Raw genomic sequence first — 19,087 nt, 5'->3', positions numbered from 1 at the left:
GTGGTCAGATTGGCTAGGGTCAGTCGATACGCTCAGCAATATTGGACCCTCCGTCGAACGACAACGTAACGGTTGCAGCGCGGTCTGGATCGGGCGATTCGATCGTCATGAAGCTGTCCGGGGAGAACAGCTTTGCGGGGGTAGCCGGCAGCAGTGTGCGGCCAACATGCCCTTCGCGTGCCCAGCGCAGGTCGCCGTGCGCGTCGCGCGAGATGCTGAACCGTTCGGCCGGAAAGTCCTTGAGGCGGTAGTTCCCGGCGAAGCGGCGCGTTATCGCTTCGGTGAGCGGTATCGTCGCTTGGACGGCGGGCTCCTGGCGGCCTGGCCACTGATAGACGTCGCCGATTGCGCCCATAATTTCATTGATCAACCACCCGCCATCATAGCCATTGGTCATGACGACCGCGCCTTGGCAGTGGTCGGGATAGATGATGAACATCGACGTGAAGCCGATGGTCTTGCCGGTATGGCTGATTTGCCGCACGCCGACGTCCGGGCCGAGATTGACCCCGAGGCCCCAGTTGCCAAGGCCTCGGGTCATCAGCTGGTCGTTGGCACTTTTGTTGAGGATAGCGCTCTCGTCGCCGCGGGCCGAGCGGGCCAAGCCGATCGCGAAGCGGGCGAGATCGCTCGGGGTGGTCCAAAGGCCGGCGGCGGCCATTTCCGGATAGGTTCGCCATTTTCCAGGAAGGGCCGAACCGTCGGCACTCGTCGCTTCGGCTGCTGCGGCATGGCGACTTTGCGGCAGCGGCTGCTCGTAGCTGCTGCGCGTCATTGCGAGCGGCTTGAGGACGAGGTCCTGCATCAACGGAGCAAAATCCTTTCCGGTCGCCTCGCTCATCAGCGATTGCGCAACGACATAACCGCCGCCCGAATAGCGCCAGCGACTGCCGGGTTCGCTCTCGACAATAATGGCTGGAATGTTGCTCGGCTTTTCTCCCTTGAGGATTTGCTCGGTGCTGGGAAGCGGCGCTCCGGGCAAATAGCCTTTCATCCCCGCGACATTCGTCCCTGCCGTATGGGCAAGCAGATGTCGCAGCGTGACGGGCTCCAGCGTATCCTTGTAGGCCCAGCCCTTCATCTGGAGACGCACGTCACGATCGAGCGCGAGCGTCCCGCGCTCGAAAAGGCGCAGTGCCCCGATCGCCGTGACCGACTTACTGATCGATCCAGCCTGAAATATTGTCTCCGCAGAGACGGGATCTCCGCCCCATGTTCGAAGGCCAAAGCCCCGTGCATCGACGATGCGGCAATTCTCGATCACCGCGATGCTGACACCGGGTACTCGATAATGCGCCATGCGCTCGGCTAGATCGAAGCGTTGATCCGCCGCTCCTTTGATCGCCACGGCGCGGCGCAGAGCGCCTTCGAACGGGACGGAGCTGCCGCCGGAAAATGCCCCGGCCGGCATCGCCATCGATGCCGCTATCGCAGCGAGGAGAAGGCGCGCGACGAACGGCGTGGTGCTGCCGATTCTCGGAGACTGAGCGCGTGCGGCGACGAGGCTGCTTGGCATGGGTCGTCCTTTAGTGGAGGCAGGGTGCCACGCCGACTTCATCGGGCGCAGAAAGGCGGAAAGGGGTGTGATGGCAATAAAGGTCGTCATGCCCGATGCATTGGTGCGGTCCGCTACCCTAGCCGCGCGTCATAGCCGGCTGCTTTGATGGCTGCGATTAGCGGGTCACTGTCCCTGCCGGTGTCGACTCTCACAATCCTTCCCGGGACGTCGGTGTCGACCTCAGCTTGCGCGTCGACGCCTTTAATAGCGGCGACGATAGTGCGCGCGCAGCCGCCGCAAGTCATCCCTGGAACTTCAAAACGGAATTTCATGGAACCTCCAAAACTTTGAGTGAAATCCAAAGATGGGGCTTGCCACCGTGGCAAGGTCAAGCAGCTTCGCAAAAATTTTATTGCTCTTGACCTTCCCATCGTGGGAAGCCGCAAATTCCGGTTCACTGAACAAAACCGGAGAAATTTCCATGTCTGTTGCCATTGAATTGAAGCCCGAAAGCAATGCACCTGCTGCCCACTCGGCGGAGCTGAGTGTCGCGGTTGCCGGCATGACCTGCGCTTCATGCGTGGGCCATATCGAAAAGGCGATCGCGAAACTGCCGAATGTCTCCAAGGTCACCGTCAACCTGGCGACGGAACGTGCCGCCGTGATATTCGCGGGCAGTGCCGATGCCGGAGCCGTTGTGGAGGCAATCGAACGCGCCGGTTATCAAGTACCGGAAACCGCGGTCGACCTCCGCGTCGAAGGCATGACCTGCGCCTCTTGCGTCGGCCATCTTGAAAAGGCGCTCGCCAGGGTTCCGGGCGTCATCGCCGCCACCGTTAATCTGGCCACCGAAAAGGCAAGCATCCGCTATTATGGCGGTGTCGCATCGGTGGAAGATCTGGAGGCCGCGATCCGCGGGGCCGGCTATGAGCCCCGCCGAATCGCGATCGACGGCGCACCATCCGACCAGCAAGCCCTGGCGCGCGATCAGGAGCTGCGCAGCCTGCGCGGCTCGCTGCTGTTCGCAGCCGTGCTGGCGCTGCCGGTCTTTGCTTTGGAGATGGGCTCGCACCTCATACCCGCGGTCCATGATTTCATCATGCGCACGATCGGAATGCAAACGAGCTGGCTGATCCAGTTCGCCCTCACCACCCTTGTGCTTTTCGGTCCAGGGCTGCGCTTCTACCAAAAGGGAATACCCGCGATTCTGCGCGGCACACCCGACATGAACGCGCTGGTCGCGCTGGGGACGGGGGCGGCCTGGGGCTATTCGCTGGTCGCGACTTTTGCCCCCGGCGTCCTGCCGCCGGGTACTGCAAACGTATATTATGAAGCCGCGGCGGTGATCGTCGCGCTGATCTTGCTTGGCCGCTTTCTCGAGGCCAAGGCGAAGGGCCGTACATCGGAGGCGATCCGGCGGCTTGTCGGGCTCCAGGCCAAAACCGCGCGTGTCGCGCGCGGTGACACTATGATCGAGATTGCACTCGCCGACGTCCGTACGGGGGATATCGTTCAGGTCCGCCCGGGTGAGCGCGTGCCGGTCGATGGCGAGGTCGTCGATGGTAATTCCTATGTCGACGAATCGATGATTACCGGCGAGCCCGTCCCCGTCGCCAAGTCCGCAGGCGCGAGCGTCGTCGGGGCGACCATCAACAAAACCGGTGCGTTCACATTCCGCGCGACCAACGTGGGCGCTGACACTGTCCTGGCGCAGATCATCCGCATGGTCGAGCAGGCACAGGGGTCGAAGCTTCCCATCCAGGCGATGGTCGACAAGGTGACCGCCTGGTTTGTGCCTGCCGTAATGGGAATCGCGGCGCTGACTTTTGCGGTCTGGCTTGTCTTCGGCCCTGATCCGGCGCTGACTTTCGCCCTGGTCAACGCGGTTGCGGTGCTGATCATCGCCTGTCCCTGCGCGATGGGGCTTGCCACCCCAACGTCGATCATGGTGGGCACCGGGCGCGCCGCCGAACTGGGCATCTTGTTCCGCAAAGGCGAAGCCCTTCAGACGCTGCGCGACGTGACCGTCGTGGCGCTCGATAAAACCGGAACGCTCACCAAAGGCCGCCCCGAGCTGACCGACCTCGAGCCGGCACCCGGGTTTGAGTATGACGAGGTGCTGGCGCTGATCGCCAGCGTCGAAACACAGTCCGAGCACCCGATTGGGGAAGCGATCGTGGCCGCCGCCAAAGCGCGAAATCTTTCCGTCCGGTCACCCCAGGCGTTCGAGGCCATACCGGGTTTTGGCGTATCGGCACGCGTCGGCGGCCATGAGGTGCAGGTTGGCGCCGACCGGTTCATGATCGGGCTGGGCCATGATGTGTCGGTGTTCGCCGCTCTGGCCAGCGAGCTCGGGGCGCAGGGCCGGTCGCCACTCTATGCGGCAATTGACGGCAAGCTTGCGGCGGTGATTGCCGTCGCCGACCCGATCAAGGACACGACGCCCGAGGCGATCCGAGCGCTCCATTCGCTGGGGCTCCGCGTAGCAATGATCACGGGCGATAACCAGGCGACGGCGCTCGCCGTCGCGCGCGCGCTGGGGATCGATGAAGTGGTCGGCGAGGTGCTGCCCGACGGCAAGGTCGCAGCGCTCAATCGGCTTCGCGCGGGCGGCCGCAAGGTCGCGTTTGTCGGCGACGGCATCAACGATGCCCCTGCTCTTGCTGCGGCCGACGTCGGCCTCGCGATCGGCACGGGTACGGATGTCGCGATCGAGTCCGCCGATGTGGTGCTGATGTCGGGCGATCTGCGCGGCGTGGTGAACGCGATCGCCCTGTCGAAAGCGACGATCCGGAACATCCGGCAGAATCTGTTCTGGGCGTTCGGCTATAATGCGGCGCTGATCCCCGTGGCGGGCGGGGTGCTCTATCCGCTGAGCGGCACGCTGTTGTCTCCGGTGTTCGCTGCGGGCGCGATGGCCCTGTCGAGCATTTTCGTGCTAGGCAACGCACTCCGGCTGAGGGTCTTTCAGCCGGTGATCGCGTCCCATGAAAGGGCCGAGGGAGAGGCATCATGAACATCGGCCGCGCCTCTAAACTGTCTGGCGTCTCGACGAAGATGATCCGCTACTATGAGCAGACGGGCTTGATCCCTAAAGCGGCCCGCCACAATTCGGGCTACCGCGACTATGACGACGCCGACGTCCACCGGCTGCGCTTCATCCGGCGTTCGCGCGATCTTGGGTTCACGGTAGAACAGATCGGTGGTCTGCTCGACCTTTGGGCCGATCGGAGCCGGGCCAGCTCCGACGTAAAGTCGTTCGCGCTTGGGCATATCGAACGACTGAAAGAAAAAATGACTGAAATCGAAGCCATGGTGCGAACCCTCGAATCGCTTGCGGATCATTGCCACGGCGACGATCGGCCCGAATGCCCGATCATCGATGGATTGGCGGAGAATGATGGGGATTCATTGCGCCCGAAACGGCGCGAACCGCAACGCTTTGGTAGGCCGGGTGGGCAATCCGCACGGCACCATGGCGGCGCGGCGAAGGTTACACTCTAGCCTGACCTCCGAAATTCTTGACACCTTTCCTGCACACCGAACGGGTCTCTTGCGTCGAATGCCCTGATCGTTGCGGTCAGATGCGAACGAACCGAAGCCGCAGCGCGTTGGCGATGACGCTGACCGAGGAGAGTGCCATCGCGCCGGCCGCAATGATCGGCGACAGCAGGAGGCCGAAGGTCGGGTAGAGTATACCTGCCGCGACAGGGATTCCCGCAACATTATAGGCGAAAGCGAAGAAGAGATTCTGTCTGATGTTCCCCATCGTGGCCTGGCTGAGGTGGCGCGCCCGCACGATTCCCATGAGATCGCCGCGTAGTAAGGTGATGCCGGCGCTCTCGATCGCAACATCGGTGCCCGAACCCATCGCTATCCCGACATCGGCAGCGGCAAGCGCGGGCGCATCGTTGACGCCGTCGCCCGCCATGGCGACGACGCGTCCTTCCGCCCGAAGCCGCATGACGACCGCGCTCTTCTGGTCCGGCAGCACGTCGGCTTCGATGTCCGAAATGCCGAGCTTGCGGGCAATCGCCTCGGCCGTCCGGCGATTGTCACCGGTGAGCATGATCACGCGGATCCCGGCCTCGCCCAGCGCCCGCAGGGCGTCAGGAGTTGTCTCCTTGACCGGGTCGGCAATCGCTATGACCCCGGCAGCTACGCCGTTTATCGCAAGGAAAATTGCGGTCGCGCCATCGCTGCGTAACCGGTCTGCGGTGCCTGCGAGCGCGTCAAGATCGATGTCATGGTCCGCCAGGAACCCTGCGTTTCCGGCGAGTATGACCTGCTGCTCAACGATGCCGATAATGCCCTTGCCGATCGGCTGATCGACCGACGACGGCTCCTTGAGTTCGAGATCCCGATCGGCCGCGGCCTTGACGATCGCATGCGCGAGCGGATGCTCGCTGGTCCGCTCGAGGCTTGCAGCGATACGCAGGATTTGCTCTTCAGCAAATCCTTCAGCCACCTCGATCGCGACGACCGACGGTTTGCCTTCGGTCAGCGTGCCCGTCTTGTCCACAACCAGCGTATTGATCTTTTCCATCCGCTCGAGTGCCTCGGCATTTTTGATGAGCACACCGGCTTCGGCACCGCGGCCCACGCCCACCATGATCGACATCGGCGTGGCGAGGCCGAGCGCGCAGGGGCAGGCGATGATGAGGACCGACACGGCGGCGATCAGTCCGTAGGCCATAGCGGGAGCGGGGCCGAGCAGCGACCAGGTCGCAAAAGCGGCTAAGGCAATTGCGATGACGGCGGGAACGAACCATGCCGACACCTTATCTGCGAGGCGCTGGATCGGCGCGCGGCTGCGCTGCGCATCGGCCACCATCTGGACGATGCGGGCGAGCATCGTGTCGCGCCCGACTTTCTCGCTGCGCATCAGCAGCGCCCCCGTCTGGTTGATCGTGCCGCCGATCAGCGCGGCCCCGATATCCTTGGTGACGGGCATCGACTCGCCCGTCACCATCGATTCGTCGACCGTTCCGCGTCCCTCGGTGATCAGGCCGTCGACCGGGATTTTTTCACCAGGCCGGATACGCAATATATCGCCGACCCCGACCTCTTCGAGGGTGACCTCCTCGTCGCTGCCGTCGGCGCGCAGGCGCCTTGCGAGCTTGGGCGTCAGGTCGAGCAGCGCCCGAATCGCCCCGCTCGTCGTCTCGCGTGCGCGCAATTCGAGCACCTGGCCGAGAAGGACGAGGACGGTGATGACCGCGGCGGCCTCGAAATAGACGGCAACCGATCCGTCGGCAGCGCGGAACGCGGCGGGAAAGATGGCCGGTGCCAGCGCCGCGACCATGCTGTAGAGCCACGCGACCCCAGTCCCCATCGCGATTAGCGAGAACATGTTGAGGCTGCGGTTTCGCACCGACTGCCAACCACGCGCGAAGAAGGGCCAGCCGGCCCAAAGGACGACGGGGGTGGCGAGCAGCATCTGGACCCAATTGTTCGTTTCGCGGCCAAGCGACATGTGGAGCCCGGTCAGATGTCCGCCCATTTCGAGCACGAATACCGGCAAGGCGAGCGCGAGTCCGACCCAGAAGCGCAGACGCATGTCTCGATATTCGGCGCTCGGACCTGCTGTTGCTGACGGCAGGAGCTGTTCCAGCGCCATCCCGCAAATTGGGCAGCTTCCGGGCTTCGGACGCTGAATCTCCGGGTGCATGGGGCAGGTCCAGATTGCGTCCAGGGGCGCAACTGCCTGCGCTGGAGCTTTCACGCCAACATAGTGTGCCGGATCGGATTCGAACTTCCTCTGGCAGCCCGCACTGCAGAAATAATGCTCGACACCGGCATGGGCGGTGTGGTGCTCCGCGATCGCGGGGTCGACCTCCATACCGCACACCGGGTCACTGGCGCACGCGCAGCCGTGATGCTGATGATCCATTGTCCAAAGCCTCCAGATGCCCGCGCGGGGCTCGGAGGAATCCGACCGCGACGTGCCACTCGCTTCCGGTCGCTTGCCTGCGGAAACCCGGGGGCAAGCGCCGCTCGTTTCATCGGCCTGTTTTCGATTATAGGCGGGGGATGCCGCGATCCCCTGCAATGATGCGCATCAGCCGGCGAACTGGTCAAGCTGTGCTGGGTTACGGGACGGGCTCGAGCGTTCCAAGCCAGGCCACAAGGGCCAGGATTGCCGCGGCGGCGAGCCCTTCGAGAATCAGGCTCTTGCGTATGGCGCGGATCGCCGCGCCGGGGTTCGCCTCGTCGATGCCAACCTTCAGCGCCGGGGTGAGGCGCCATCGGTTGGCGGCGGCGAGAGCCAGCATCAAAGCGAACAGTCCCAGCTTGGCAAGGAGGAGCTGGCCATAGGGCGTGGCGACCGAGCGGCCGATGTTCGGTACGCCGACGATCATCTGGCTGTTCACCAGCCCGGTGGCGACGATGATGAGAACACAAATCGTACCGACCCGGGCAAACTGGTCCAGGCTTCGCGCAGCGCAGTCCAGCCGCTCGGACCCCGGTTCGGGTCGCGGACGCATCAGCAGGAGAAAGGCGGCGATCGCTCCAAACCACACGGCGGCGGCGATCATGTGGAGGGCGTCGTTGATCCGATGCAGCGCTCCGGCGGTTCCTTCGCTTGCACCGGCATGCCCCGACCAGACAAGCGTCGTCAGCGCGATCGATCCCGCAATTGCCAGCATGGAAGCGCTCGGCGCCGGACGCGCGGCGACGGAACGCGCTGCCGCAAGGGCAATGAACAGAGCCGCCATGCGGGCGAGCCACGCCGTCCCGACGTCGGTGTCGCGGATCATTTGCGTGAACATCGCGGGATCGACGGAAAAAATGCCGACGCCCTGCATATCGGCAGTGAGGACCACCATGCCTGAAAACGAGAGGACCAGACCGCCGCCGCAGAGCCATGTCTGCGGCCAGGCAACGACCGTCACCATAGCGCCTTCCTCGCGCTCGGCTGGATCAAGCGCATAAAGAATGAACGCGGCCAGCCCCACGATCAGCATCAGGTTCGCAAAGAGCGCGAACCTGATGCTGATCAAAATGAGGTCGGCCATGGTCCTATTTTACGGTGAAGCTGAATTCGCTTCCCATCCGGTGCGTATCCGCACCCGCTGCCGCCCATTTGACCTTGTAGCTCCCGGGAACAAGGGCGCGCTTCAGCGAAAGCGACATCGACTTGCCGTCCTTGCCCATCATCGGCGTCACGGCAATTTTCATCGGGGCGTGATTGGCCATGCCCGGCATTCCGGTCATCACGAGCTCGACCTTTACCGTCGATGCGATGACCTTCTCGTTGAACCGAAGGCCGACGGAGGTCACCTTCGAGACGGTCGCATTCGCGGCAGGCGTCGAACCCACAAGTTTCGCGTGGGCGCTTGCCGCCGTCGGGGCGAGTAGGAGCGCAAGGGCTGCCGTGGCGGCGGGAAGAATGGACTTGATCATAAATGCTCCAATTTTGGGTCTGTCCTGCTAATACGCAAATCAGGAGCCCGGCCCTTGGAAAATCTGCGCCTGATCGTCGGATTAATTCTGAGGGATGATGGGATCGTGCGCGTATGATCTTTGGAAGGGCTAGCAGTAAAAACCAATGGACGAACTCCGGATCTTGAACGAAGCGAAGGTGCCGGGCGCGCTCGACACGCTCGATGATCGCATTCTGGCCGCCTTGTCGAGTCGGCAGCGCGAGGCGTCCGCGATGCAGCGGATGTTGGCACTTGCCGCTTTTGTCTCGCTTGGTGGAGGCTTCGTTGTCGGTAGCGCGGCCGTACCGCCCGCCGTGGCGGCAAGCCCGATCACACCGCTTATCCCGCCCAGCCCCTTGGCCCCGGCGACAATAGTGGGCGCGCGTTGATGACGCCGTCGCGCCGGTTACTGCTGTTCGGTCTGGTTGCTTTCGTCGCGGCGCTTGCCGGCGTGCTCGCCGGTCGCTTCATCGTCGAGACGCCGCGTGCCAGCGAAACCGAATTACACGCACGGCTTCACAGCGAGCTTATGCTCTCGCCGGCGCAGCAGGTGAAGATGGACAGGATCGAGGCGAAATTCGCGGAACGGCGCGATGCGCTCGAACTCGACATGCGCGCCGCCAACATCCGGCTCGCGCAAGCGATCGAGGCCGAGCATGGCTACGGGCCGCGCGTCACCGAGGCGATCGACGAGACCCATCGGGTGATGGGCGAGTTGCAAAAGGAAATGCTCCAGCATCTGTTCGCGATGCGGGTGGTCCTCGATCGCGAGCAGGCCGAAATGTTCGACAAGAGCGTGGTCCAGGCGTTGACCGCCGATGCTCGGTGAGTCTCGACCTTTCGCAATGTAGCGACCGCGAGCTCGCCGCTCTTGCCCAAGCTGGACAGCAGCTGGCCCATCGCGAAATTCTGCGACGCTACAAGGCGCCGGTCTTTCGTTTGATCCGCAATAATATCGGGGATCCGGACGAGGCGATGGACCTGACGCAGGAAACCTTTGTCGCAGGATTTGCGGCGCTCAGCCGCTACGACACCGACCGACCATTCCGGATCTGGATCGCGCGCATAGCACTCAACAAGTGCCGCGACTGGGGGCGGCGGCGCACGGTACGGTCATTTTTCGCCCGTGCCCTGCCGCTCGAAAGTGCCCATGATGTCGCAAGTGACGGCCCGGCTCCCGATGCCGAGGCCGCGGACCGCGCCGAACTCGCGCGCGTTCGTACCGCCATGTCGCGGTTGCCGCCTAATCTGCGTGAAATTCTGATCCTGCGCGGGGTCGAGGAACTCAGTCAGGCGGAAACAGCCGAATTGCTCCGGATAAGCGAAAAGACAGTAGAAACGCGGCTTTATCGCGCCCGCGCAAAATTGAGGGCCCTGCTCGGCGAAACGTCGTTGCATGCGAGAGAGTAACCGCCATCAGGCGCGAGACGAATTTAGTCGTGAGCGTGAGGGGCGCGCGGGTGCGCCGCGTATGACTAGTAAGACCATATAGCATCGGGAATTTTATGCAGATTGACAGACGTCGTTTCGTGGGTGGCGCGTTGGGGGGCGGGACGGTCGCCGCGCTGGCGCCCTGGTTCCCGGCCTGGGCGCAGGCTGTGTCGCCCGGAATTGTCGCGCCGCTGCCGACGGTGTCGGGCAATGACATCAGCCTGCGCATCGCGCGGCAGACGATGCGGATCGATGGCAAGGTCAGCCGCGCTATCGGAATTAACGGCACGGTGCCGGCTCCGCTCGTGCGACTCAAGGAAGGGCAGACGGCGCGCCTCACCGTGATCAACGATCTCGACGAAGATAGTTCGATCCACTGGCACGGCCTGATCCTGCCGTTTCACATGGATGGTGTGCCCGGCGTCAGCTTTCCCGGGATCAAACCGCGCTCGCAGTTCGTGTATGAATTTCCGGTCGTCCAGTCGGGGACCTATTGGTATCACAGCCATTCGGGGCTGCAGGAGCAGCTGGGTCACTATGGCCCGATCGTCATCGATCCCGCGGGCGCCGATCCGGTCGCATATGACCGCGAACATGTCGTCGTGCTGTCGGATCACAGCGAACTCTCGCCCGAGGCGATCTTTCGCAAGATGAAGGTCAATCCCGGCCATTTCAACATGCAGCGCCAGACCCTGTCCGGGCTGCTTGCCGGCAAGGACCAGTCGCTCAAGGAACGCGCCGAGTGGGGCGCGATGCGGATGGATCCGACCGATATCGCCGACGTCAACGGATCGACCTACCAGTTTCTGGTCAACGGCTATGGCCCGCGCGACAATTGGACCGCGCTTTTCAATCCCGGCGAGCGCGTCCGGCTGCGGATCATCAACGCCTCTGCCATGACGATCTTCAATGTGCGCATTCCAGGCCTCCGCATGACGGTGGTCCAAGCCGATGGCCTCAATGTCGTGCCGACCGAAATCGACGAATTCCAGATCGCCGTCGCCGAGACGTACGACGTCATCGTGACCCCGGTCGAGGAGCGTGCCTATACGCTGGTCGCCGAGGCGAATGACCGGTCCGGGATGGGGCGCGCGACGCTCGCCCCGCGCGCCGGCATGGCTGCCGCAGTGCCGCCGCTGCGCGAGCGGCCGCTGGCGACCATGAAGGACATGGGCATGGGCGCGATGGCAGGCGGCACGGCTGGCGACGCCGCCTGCACCCCCGAACATGCCGCGATGGGTCATTGCACCCCGTCCGCCGATGCTGCGCAGACGGATCATGCCGCGATGGGGCATGGCGACGGCGGCATGCAACATAGTATGCGTGATTTCGACGTTGCGCCCCAGGTCAAACGCGACCCGAGCGTCCAGACGATCTCGCCGATGCCGGTCGACCGCATGGGCGAGCCCGGCCAAGGGCTTGAAGATGTCGGGCACAAGGTGCTGACCTACCACGATCTCGTTGCGCTCGAGCGAAATCCCGATGTGCGCGCCGCCGAGCGGTCGCTCGACATCCATCTCACCGGCAATATGGAACGCTTCATGTGGTCGTTCGATGGGGTGAAGATGTCCGACCATCACGAGCCCATCCCCTTCATCGAGGGCGAGCGGGTGCGGATCAACCTCATCAATGATTCGATGATGAGCCACCCCATCCACCTCCATGGCCATTTTTTCGAACTGGTCACGGGCAAGGGCGATCGCTCGCCGCGCAAGCATACGGTCCTTGTCCAGCCCGGCGGCACCGCCAGCTTCGACTTCACCGCCGATGCGCTCGGCGACTGGGCGTTTCACTGCCACATGCTCTACCATATGCACGCCGGGATGATGCGCGTTGTCAGCGTTCGTCCGAAGGGAGACGACGCATGATCCGCGCGCCGCTTTTCCTCGCGGGCACCGCTGCGCTGGCCTTCGCCGTGCCGGTCGCCGCGCAGTCGATGGATCATTCGTCAATGCCCGGCATGACCATGCCGACCGAAGCTGAGAAGCCTGCTGCCAAGCCGCACCCCGCGTCGCCGCCGCGAACCGAACCGACGCCGATGCCCGAGATGGATCATGGCGGCATGGACATGAATCCCAAGGATGCAGGTTGCACGCCCGAGCATGCGGCAATGGGCCATTGCGCGCCCGAGGCGAAACCGGCTGCTTCGAGTGCGCAAATGCCCGAGATGGACGCGATGGACCATGGCACCGCCGCGCCGTCCGACCCCGACTGTCCGCCCGAACATGCCAAGATGGGCCATTGCACCCCGAAGGACCCCGCGGCGGGCGTGGGCGATATGAGCGCGGCAAGCGGCACCGACTTGCCGCCGGGCGACGCTACCGCGCCCGCGCCGCCGAGCGACTGGTACGCCGACCGCATCTTTCCCAAGGCCGAAATGGAGCATTCGCGCCATGCGATGATGGAAGAAAATGGCGCACAGAAGATCGCCTTCATCAGTTTCAACCTCGCTGAATATCAGGCTCGCAAGGGACATGACGGTTTTCGCTGGGACGGCGAGGCCTGGTATGGCGGCGACATCAACCGACTGACCCTCAAGAGCGAAGGCGAAGGCGTCTTTGGTGAGGGCATCGAGGAGACCGAGACCCAATTGCTCTACAGCCGTGCCGTCGGCCCTTACTTCAATGCCCAGGCCGGCATCCGGCAAGATCTCGGGCCGGGGCCTGATCGCACATATGCGACGATCGGCTTCGAGGGGCTCGCACCCTATTGGTTCGAGGTCGAAGGCGCGCTGTTCTTGTCCCACAAGGGCGATCTGCACGGCCGGTTTGAAGGCCATTATGATCAGCGCATCACGCAGAAGCTGGTCCTCCAGCCGATGGCCGAAGTTAACTTCGCTTTGCAGGATGTTCCAGAAATCGGGGTCGGGTCGGGCTTGTCTGACATGGAGCTCGGACTGCGCCTGCGCTACGAAATTGTGAAGGAATTCGCGCCCTATGTCGGGGTCGAATGGGCGCGCAAGCTTGGCGACACCGCGCGCTTTGCTCGCGCAGCGGGCGACGATGCCGACAGCGTGAGCTTCGTCATGGGGGTGCGAACCTGGTTCTAGCAGGCTGTTGAAGAAGTCCATTTGCGAGCGATGAAGGGATATTCGTCGCCGTGTCGGTAGCAGATTTCGCCGTAGAGAGAGCCGTCTGGCTGGAGTTCGGCGGAGCCATCTCCGCATACTTCGGTCATTTCGTCGCTGCCGTCCCAGGAGAAGTCGATCCTGGTCGCCTCCGCGCTGCTCGCTTCCCATATGTGTCCGGTGCAGCAGCCAAAGGCAAACTCGCCTCCGCCCTTATGCTCGAACAGGATATAGGCTGGCTCGACCATATCGGGATAATCGGCCGGGAAGTCAGGCATCTCGACGATGCGCCATTTGCCGCCGGGGCTCATGCCAACGCTCCGAGGAGCTTGGGCAAGCGGATCAGATTGTAGGCGGCCAAGGCGAGGGTGAAGACCGCATCGACCTTGGCCCGTCCTCGCAGCTTGACCTTTGCGAGGCCGGCCGAAGCCTTGCCCCATCCGAACACCTCCTCGATGCGCTTGCGGCAGCGTTGGCTGATCGCATAGCCGGGGTGACGGGTGGTGCGCCGATCCATGGCAGTCGCGCGCGCCTTGCCATTCTTCGAGAGATGCCCGTTGATCGCGATGTGGGGGGTGACCGACCGCTCGCGCAAATCTTCCACGAACTGCCGCACGTCATAGGCCTTGTCGGCACCCAATGTGATCCGACGCCGCCGTCGGCGCCGGTCCAGCATCGCAAGCGCGGCTTCCCGTTCGGCGGTACCGCTGGCCTGGGTAATGCCGCCGTCCACCACCAGCCCGTTGCGGTTCTCCATCAGGGCGTGGCCGATATAGCAAAGCCTGGCAGGCTGGCCGTCGCCCTTCTTGTAGAGCCGTGCCTCGGGGTCGGTCGTGCTCTGGTGGGTCTCGTTGGACCGCTTCTCCTTGTGGAAGTTGCGTGTCGCATTGCGGCCCGGACCCTGGGGGTCATCGTCGCTCCCATCTTTGCGGCGAAAGCTCTTGATCGACGCCCAGGCCTCGATCAGCGTACCGTCCACCGAGAAATGATCGCTTGAGATCAGCCGCTTTACCTTCGGTTGGGCCAAAATCGCGCGCAGGAACTTGGCGGCGATCTCTCCGCTGAGCAGCCGGTCCCGGTTGGTGCTGAAGCTCGAATGGTCCCAGACCGCCTCGTCGACACCCAATCCGACAAACCAGCGGAACAGAAGGTCAAACTCGATCCGTTCCATCAACTGGCGCTCCGATCGAAGCCCGTAAAATACTTGCAGAAGCATGGCCCGCAGCAGCCGCTCCGGCGGGATCGAGGGCCGGCCGAGCCGGCGCGGGTAAAGCGCCTCGAAATCCCCGTCCAGCGCCGATAATGCCGTATTGGTTATCTGCCGGATCTGCCGAAGCGGATGATCCCGCCTTATCCGCGCCTCTATATCAACATAGGAAAACAAAGCTCCCGTGCCTTCGTCAGAACCGCGCATCGATCACCTCCAGATCCCGGAAAGTGAATCACGATCAGCCCTCGCGCGCTACCACTTTTTCAACAGCCTGCTAGCCTCGTCTGGCGGGACAAAATGGGCAAGGCCCGCTGCTGCGAACGGCCCCGACAGCGGCGACGGTCCGAAGTCGTTCAAATGCGGCGGACATGAGAGCGAGCATGGCTATGTCATCACAGTACAACCGTCGGATGTTTATCCAGCTTTTTGCGGCGGCGGGTGGCGTTGCGCTTGTGGGGTGCGACAGCAAGCCCTCGCCCGCTGAACGGGTTGCAAAGGCAGCCGCGATACGCCCGACGGCCAAGGTGACGGACGCCGTGCCGATGCTCGTCTATCGGGACCCGGCATGCGGCTGCTGTGAAGCGTGGGCCGATATTGCGCACGCCGAAGGATATCGGGTTACGGTCGAAGAGCGCCGCGACATGCCGGCGGTAAAGGCGCGATACCGTGTGCCTGGGCAGCTGGCGTCGTGCCATACCGCACTGGTTGGCCGCTATGTCATCGAGGGACATGTCCCGATGCGACATATCGCGAAACTGCTGCGAGACAAGCCGGCCGCTGTTCAAGGGATTGCGGTTCCCGGCATGCCGCGCGGCTCTCCCGGAATGGAAATGCCCAACGGAAGCACTGACGCGTTCGATGTGATGGCGTTTGGTAAGGACGGCAGCGTTGCTCAATTTAGTGCGTGAGCCTCAGGATGGGGCTGGGAGCCAGCTAAGATGAGATGTGTCGCTCTGATGGGCACGGCAGCGCTGGCGTTTGCCGCGGCGGGATGCAGCGCCGAGTCGGCGCTGCCGAGCGCCGGCACCGAAAAGAGCGCCGCTGCGGATAGCGAGGCCCCGGTCATGGTGCCATTGGCCGTTGCGCCGGACGCACCCTCCTTCGCTGACTCCATGGCATCGACCCAAGCAGACGGACCGCCTGCCACATCGCGCCCGGAGCCAGAATATGAAACGGCCGGGCCGCCACAGGCAACGGCCGCGCCGAATAAGGCCGCACCTGCCGAGCCCAGACCCGATCGGCATGCCTGGCGTGATCTGGATTGACCTAAGGCCAATCATCTCGGCCATGGCCGAGCGGGTGATCCCTTTGACGCATCCGCCCTGCTGCCGACGCCCGGTAGCTCCGTCGCGGACCGTGCACTGGGACGGAAACTCCTTTGAGCATCGGCTAAACGCTGCGCTGGCGAGGGGAGGCGACTCAGCCCTCCCATCCGCTGATTCGTACCTGCGCGTTTTGACCAGCACAGTTTTTAGCCGGGGGGCGCCCGCGACGGTTATCGCCTGCAAGGTAATTATATTACGCGAAATGGATGCCAAGGGAAGCGCAGCGGACGCCTCGCCGCGTTTGATGAAAAAAAGATGTGCAATGGTGAGGGGTAAGGGCCTGGGGTGCGTATAAGTCATATCCGCTGCAACCTTGCGATCCTAATCTAACTTATTGAATAAGAAGAAGTTTTTCTGTTGACCTGTATATACATTTGATGCTCTCTAAGGTTCATAACGTAACCAAAAAGGGGGTTTCGCATGTCGATCAGAAAATCATTGCTCGCGAGTGGGGCGGTGCTCGCAACGATTTCCACGCCTGCGTTTGCGCAGGACGGGGCGCCCGCCGCGTCAGAGGCTGAGGCGAGCCAATCGGGTAGTGATATCGTTGTAACTGGTTCGCGGATCCGGCGGCAGGATCTTGCCAGCGTCGGCCCGGCAACCGTCGTGTCCGCCGAGCAGATCGAGAACACCGGTCTGGTCAATATCGAAACCGTGCTGCAACGCTTGCCTGCGAACGCCGGTTTTGCAGGCAACCAGACATCCGCCTATTGGGCGAACAACGGCTATGGCACCGCGCAGGTGAACCTGCGCGGGCTCGGCATCAAGCGCACCTTGGTGCTGCTCAATGGCCGCCGTCTTGTCGCCGGCGGCACCGGCGCAAACTCCTCGCCCGACCTCAACATGATCCCGGTCGCGGCGCTCGCGCGCACCGACGTCCTCAAGGACGGCGCCTCGGCGATCTATGGCGCCGACGCGATGGCGGGCGTCGTCAATCTCGTAACCCGGACCGATTATGAAGGTCTTGGACTCAGCGTTCGGCAGGGCATCACCGAAAAAGGCGACGGCTCGGATTTCACCGCCGATTTGCTTTGGGGCGTCCGTAATGATCGCGGCGGTTTCATGGCGGCGGTCACCTATCAAAAGACGAATGCGGTCAACATGGCGACCCGCGCGCCCTGTTCACTCGCCGAGACGGCGCCGGGAACCCTGGGCTGCGTCAATAGCGCCTCGACGATCGGTGGCCGTGCCGTGTTGCCGAACGGCCAGCAGATCAACTTCAACCAGGTGCTGGGCGGCAATGGCAATTTCTTTGAACCATACAGCGCCGCCAAGCATAATTTCAATTCGAACCCGTTTCTCAATGCGGTGAGCCCGGTCGAGCGCGTCAGCACGGCCTTCTTCGCCGACTATGACTTGGCCGACAATATCGAGGCGTTCGGGGAATTCCTCTACACCTTCCGCAAGTCGAACCAGATCGCGTCGCCGGGTACGCTGCGCAATCTCTCGATCGCGGCGAGCAACCCGACGAACCCGACCGGTCAGAATATCGTCGTGATCCAGCGGCGCCTCGCCGAACCGGGGCCGCGCCAGTTTTTCCAGGAAACCGACACCTGGCAGGGCACCTTCGGCCTCCGCGGCAAGCTGTCGAACGACTGGGGCTGGGAAGTCGCGGGCGCTTTCGGCCGCAATACCGCGGTCGACGGCTCGACCAACATTGCCAATCTTGAGCGCGTCCGGAACACGATCAATACCGGTGTCTGCAGCCCTGCACCCGGCGCGGCCATTCCGTGCGGCGATTATCTCGGATTTGGCGATCTGACCCCGCAGGTGCTCGACTATATTCTCTTTACCTCGCGCGACCGCGGCGGGAACGAACTCGCGACGGTCACCGCCGACCTCAACGGCGACCTGTTCAAGCTGCCCGCAGGAGCGGTCTCGTTCGCGGCCGGTGTCGTCTATCGCAAGGAAAAAGGCTGGCGTGACCCCGATCCGCTGACCGTTCTCGGGATTGCCAACACCAACCAGCAGAGCCCGATCTCGGGGACGAGCATCGCCAAAGAAGCCTATCTCGAGCTGTCCGTGCCCATTCTTGCCGATACGCCCTTCTTCCAGGCACTGACCGCTGGCGGCGCGGTACGCTATTCGAACTACGACCTGTTCGGCAGCGACTGGAACTATAAGGCGAGCCTCGACTGGGTCATCAACGACAGCGTCCGGCTGCGCGGCACCTATGGCACCGGCTTTCGTATTCCGAACGTCCCGGAACTGTTCGGCGGTGTGTCCGAGGGGAATCTGACGACGACCGATCCCTGCTCGCGCTATTCGACAAGCGGCAACGCCGGGCTGATCGCCAATTGCCAAGCATCGGGCGTCCCGGCGAACTATGTTCAGCTTGGCACGACGATCCTGACAACCGTGGGCGGCAACGAGGATCTTCAGCCCGAAAGCTCGACGACCTGGACGGTCGGGACGGTTATATCGCCCAAGGACCTGGTTCCCGGCCTGTCGCTGACCGCCGACTGGTTCGACATCAAGATCAAGGATGCGATCCGCGCCATCCCCGGCTCGACGAAGCTCGCCATCTGCTACGCCAGCGCCAACCTGTCGCATCCCTTCTGCGACGATTTCACACGCAGTCCGCTGACTGGGGAGGTCACCTTCCTTTCCGCGCAGCCGATCAACACCGGTCGCGAAGAGATGAACGGCCTCGATCTTGGCCTCGTCTATAATAATGACATCGGCAGCGTGAATGTCTCGCTCGACGTCAACCTGACCTACCTCTCCAAATATGTCGTTCTGCCCTTTCCCGGCGGCGCGCCGATCGATTTTGACGGGTTCATCGGCGGCGGGAACGGCGGCTACCCCAAATGGCGCGGTTATGGCGTCCTGACCGCCGAAAAGGACGGCATCAGTGCGACCTGGTCAACCCAGTGGATCGGCAAGGCGACCGACTTCAACGCGTCGCCCGGCGAGCTCGGCTATCGCACGCCGAACATCTTCTACCACAATCTCCAACTCGCCTTTGAGATCGATGAGAAGACGCGTTTCCAGCTCGGGGTCGACAATCTTTTCGATCGGAAGGCGCCCTATATCCAGAGCTTCACCGATGCAAACACCGACACGATGACCTATGACCTGCTCGGACGGCGTTTCTACGTCGGCTTCCGAACCGCGTTCTGAGGGTAT

At 63.0% G+C, this 19,087-nt stretch carries 17 protein-coding genes; 9 read left to right on the top strand and 8 right to left on the bottom strand.

All coding sequences use genetic code 11. The features are described from left to right. Window positions 1-19: 19 nt before the first annotated feature. The 3 genes from CDQ92_RS08690 to CDQ92_RS21115 all read right to left on the bottom strand — a co-directional run bounded on the left by CDQ92_RS08690 (window position 20) and on the right by CDQ92_RS21115 (window position 2,062). On the bottom strand, window positions 20-1,516 hold the full coding sequence (locus tag CDQ92_RS08690) for a serine hydrolase domain-containing protein (RefSeq protein WP_158213810.1): 1,497 nt from the start codon (window positions 1,514-1,516) through the stop codon (window positions 20-22). A gap of 113 nt (window positions 1,517-1,629) precedes the next feature. Beyond that, window positions 1,630-1,803, bottom strand: a complete 174-nt coding sequence (locus tag CDQ92_RS08685) for a heavy-metal-associated domain-containing protein (protein WP_229667325.1) — start codon at window positions 1,801-1,803, stop codon at window positions 1,630-1,632. A 10-nt stretch (window positions 1,804-1,813) separates the two neighbouring features. Then, window positions 1,814-2,062, bottom strand: a complete 249-nt coding sequence (locus CDQ92_RS21115) for a hypothetical protein (protein ID WP_162291069.1) — start codon at window positions 2,060-2,062, stop codon at window positions 1,814-1,816. A 16-nt stretch (window positions 2,063-2,078) separates the two neighbouring features. On the opposite strand from CDQ92_RS21115, the gene CDQ92_RS08680 reads away from it, so the two are divergent. Both CDQ92_RS08680 and cueR read left to right on the top strand, forming a co-directional pair. After that, the gene (locus tag CDQ92_RS08680; protein ID WP_444544648.1) at window positions 2,079-4,514 is read left to right on the top strand and encodes a heavy metal translocating P-type ATPase; all 2,436 of its coding nucleotides are present in this window, start codon (window positions 2,079-2,081) and stop codon (window positions 4,512-4,514) included. Further along, window positions 4,511-5,002 carry a Cu(I)-responsive transcriptional regulator gene (gene cueR / locus CDQ92_RS08675; RefSeq protein ID WP_088440993.1) on the top strand — a complete coding sequence of 164 codons (492 nt, stop codon included), beginning with the start codon at window positions 4,511-4,513 and terminating at the stop codon, window positions 5,000-5,002. The genes CDQ92_RS08680 and cueR overlap by 4 nt, the downstream gene beginning before the upstream one ends. Window positions 5,003-5,078: 76 nt before the next feature. Here the strand turns inward: cueR and CDQ92_RS08670 are convergent, their stop codons facing one another. The 3 genes from CDQ92_RS08670 to copC all read right to left on the bottom strand — a co-directional run bounded on the left by CDQ92_RS08670 (window position 5,079) and on the right by copC (window position 8,905). After that, the gene (locus tag CDQ92_RS08670; protein WP_088440992.1) at window positions 5,079-7,391 is read right to left on the bottom strand and encodes a heavy metal translocating P-type ATPase; all 2,313 of its coding nucleotides are present in this window, start codon (window positions 7,389-7,391) and stop codon (window positions 5,079-5,081) included. Between the two features lie 199 nt (window positions 7,392-7,590). Continuing rightward, window positions 7,591-8,517: a copper homeostasis membrane protein CopD gene (copD, locus tag CDQ92_RS08665; RefSeq protein WP_088440991.1), complete on the bottom strand. Its 927-nt coding sequence runs from the start codon at window positions 8,515-8,517 to the stop codon at window positions 7,591-7,593. Window positions 8,518-8,521: 4 nt separating this feature from the next. Next, entirely contained in the window at window positions 8,522-8,905 is a 384-nt protein-coding gene (gene copC, locus CDQ92_RS08660; RefSeq protein WP_088440990.1) for a copper homeostasis periplasmic binding protein CopC, read from the bottom strand. A 163-nt stretch (window positions 8,906-9,068) separates the two neighbouring features. On the opposite strand from copC, the gene CDQ92_RS08655 reads away from it, so the two are divergent. From CDQ92_RS08655 to CDQ92_RS08635, 5 genes are all read left to right on the top strand, one after another. Beyond that, the gene (locus CDQ92_RS08655) at window positions 9,069-9,314 is read left to right on the top strand and encodes a hypothetical protein (RefSeq protein ID WP_144035727.1); all 246 of its coding nucleotides are present in this window, start codon (window positions 9,069-9,071) and stop codon (window positions 9,312-9,314) included. Further along, a complete protein-coding gene (locus CDQ92_RS08650; RefSeq protein ID WP_088440988.1) occupies window positions 9,314-9,754 on the top strand; it encodes a periplasmic heavy metal sensor in 441 nt (146 codons plus the stop codon). Before CDQ92_RS08655 ends, CDQ92_RS08650 begins: the two co-directional genes overlap by 1 nt. Next, window positions 9,751-10,335, top strand: a complete 585-nt coding sequence (locus CDQ92_RS08645; protein WP_088440987.1) for an RNA polymerase sigma factor — start codon at window positions 9,751-9,753, stop codon at window positions 10,333-10,335. The genes CDQ92_RS08650 and CDQ92_RS08645 overlap by 4 nt, the downstream gene beginning before the upstream one ends. Window positions 10,336-10,430: 95 nt before the next feature. Continuing rightward, the gene (locus CDQ92_RS08640; RefSeq protein ID WP_088440986.1) at window positions 10,431-12,224 is read left to right on the top strand and encodes a copper resistance system multicopper oxidase; all 1,794 of its coding nucleotides are present in this window, start codon (window positions 10,431-10,433) and stop codon (window positions 12,222-12,224) included. Next, on the top strand, window positions 12,221-13,405 hold the full coding sequence (locus CDQ92_RS08635; protein WP_088440985.1) for a copper resistance protein B: 1,185 nt from the start codon (window positions 12,221-12,223) through the stop codon (window positions 13,403-13,405). Before CDQ92_RS08640 ends, CDQ92_RS08635 begins: the two co-directional genes overlap by 4 nt. Here CDQ92_RS08635 and CDQ92_RS08630 read toward each other — a convergent pair. Both CDQ92_RS08630 and CDQ92_RS08625 read right to left on the bottom strand, forming a co-directional pair. Continuing rightward, entirely contained in the window at window positions 13,402-13,734 is a 333-nt protein-coding gene (locus CDQ92_RS08630) for a hypothetical protein (RefSeq protein WP_088439642.1), read from the bottom strand. The genes CDQ92_RS08635 and CDQ92_RS08630 overlap by 4 nt on opposite strands. Further along, the gene (locus CDQ92_RS08625) at window positions 13,731-14,837 is read right to left on the bottom strand and encodes an IS5 family transposase (protein WP_088439640.1); all 1,107 of its coding nucleotides are present in this window, start codon (window positions 14,835-14,837) and stop codon (window positions 13,731-13,733) included. The genes CDQ92_RS08630 and CDQ92_RS08625 overlap by 4 nt, the downstream gene beginning before the upstream one ends. Window positions 14,838-15,157: 320 nt before the next feature. Between CDQ92_RS08625 and CDQ92_RS08620 the strand changes: the two genes are divergently transcribed. Both CDQ92_RS08620 and CDQ92_RS08610 read left to right on the top strand, forming a co-directional pair. Further along, window positions 15,158-15,541 (top strand): DUF411 domain-containing protein, encoded by a 384-nt coding sequence (locus CDQ92_RS08620; protein WP_229667127.1) that lies wholly within the window; start codon window positions 15,158-15,160, stop codon window positions 15,539-15,541. An 837-nt stretch (window positions 15,542-16,378) separates the two neighbouring features. After that, entirely contained in the window at window positions 16,379-19,081 is a 2,703-nt protein-coding gene (locus CDQ92_RS08610) for a TonB-dependent receptor domain-containing protein (protein WP_088440982.1), read from the top strand. Window positions 19,082-19,087: the final 6 nt, after the last annotated feature.

The sequence above is a fragment of the Sphingopyxis bauzanensis genome (genome assembly GCF_002205675.1).
GTDB lineage: Bacteria > Pseudomonadota > Alphaproteobacteria > Sphingomonadales > Sphingomonadaceae > Sphingopyxis > Sphingopyxis bauzanensis.
Note: the sequence above shows the minus strand (reverse complement) of the source record. Positions and strands in the feature narration are given on the sequence as shown.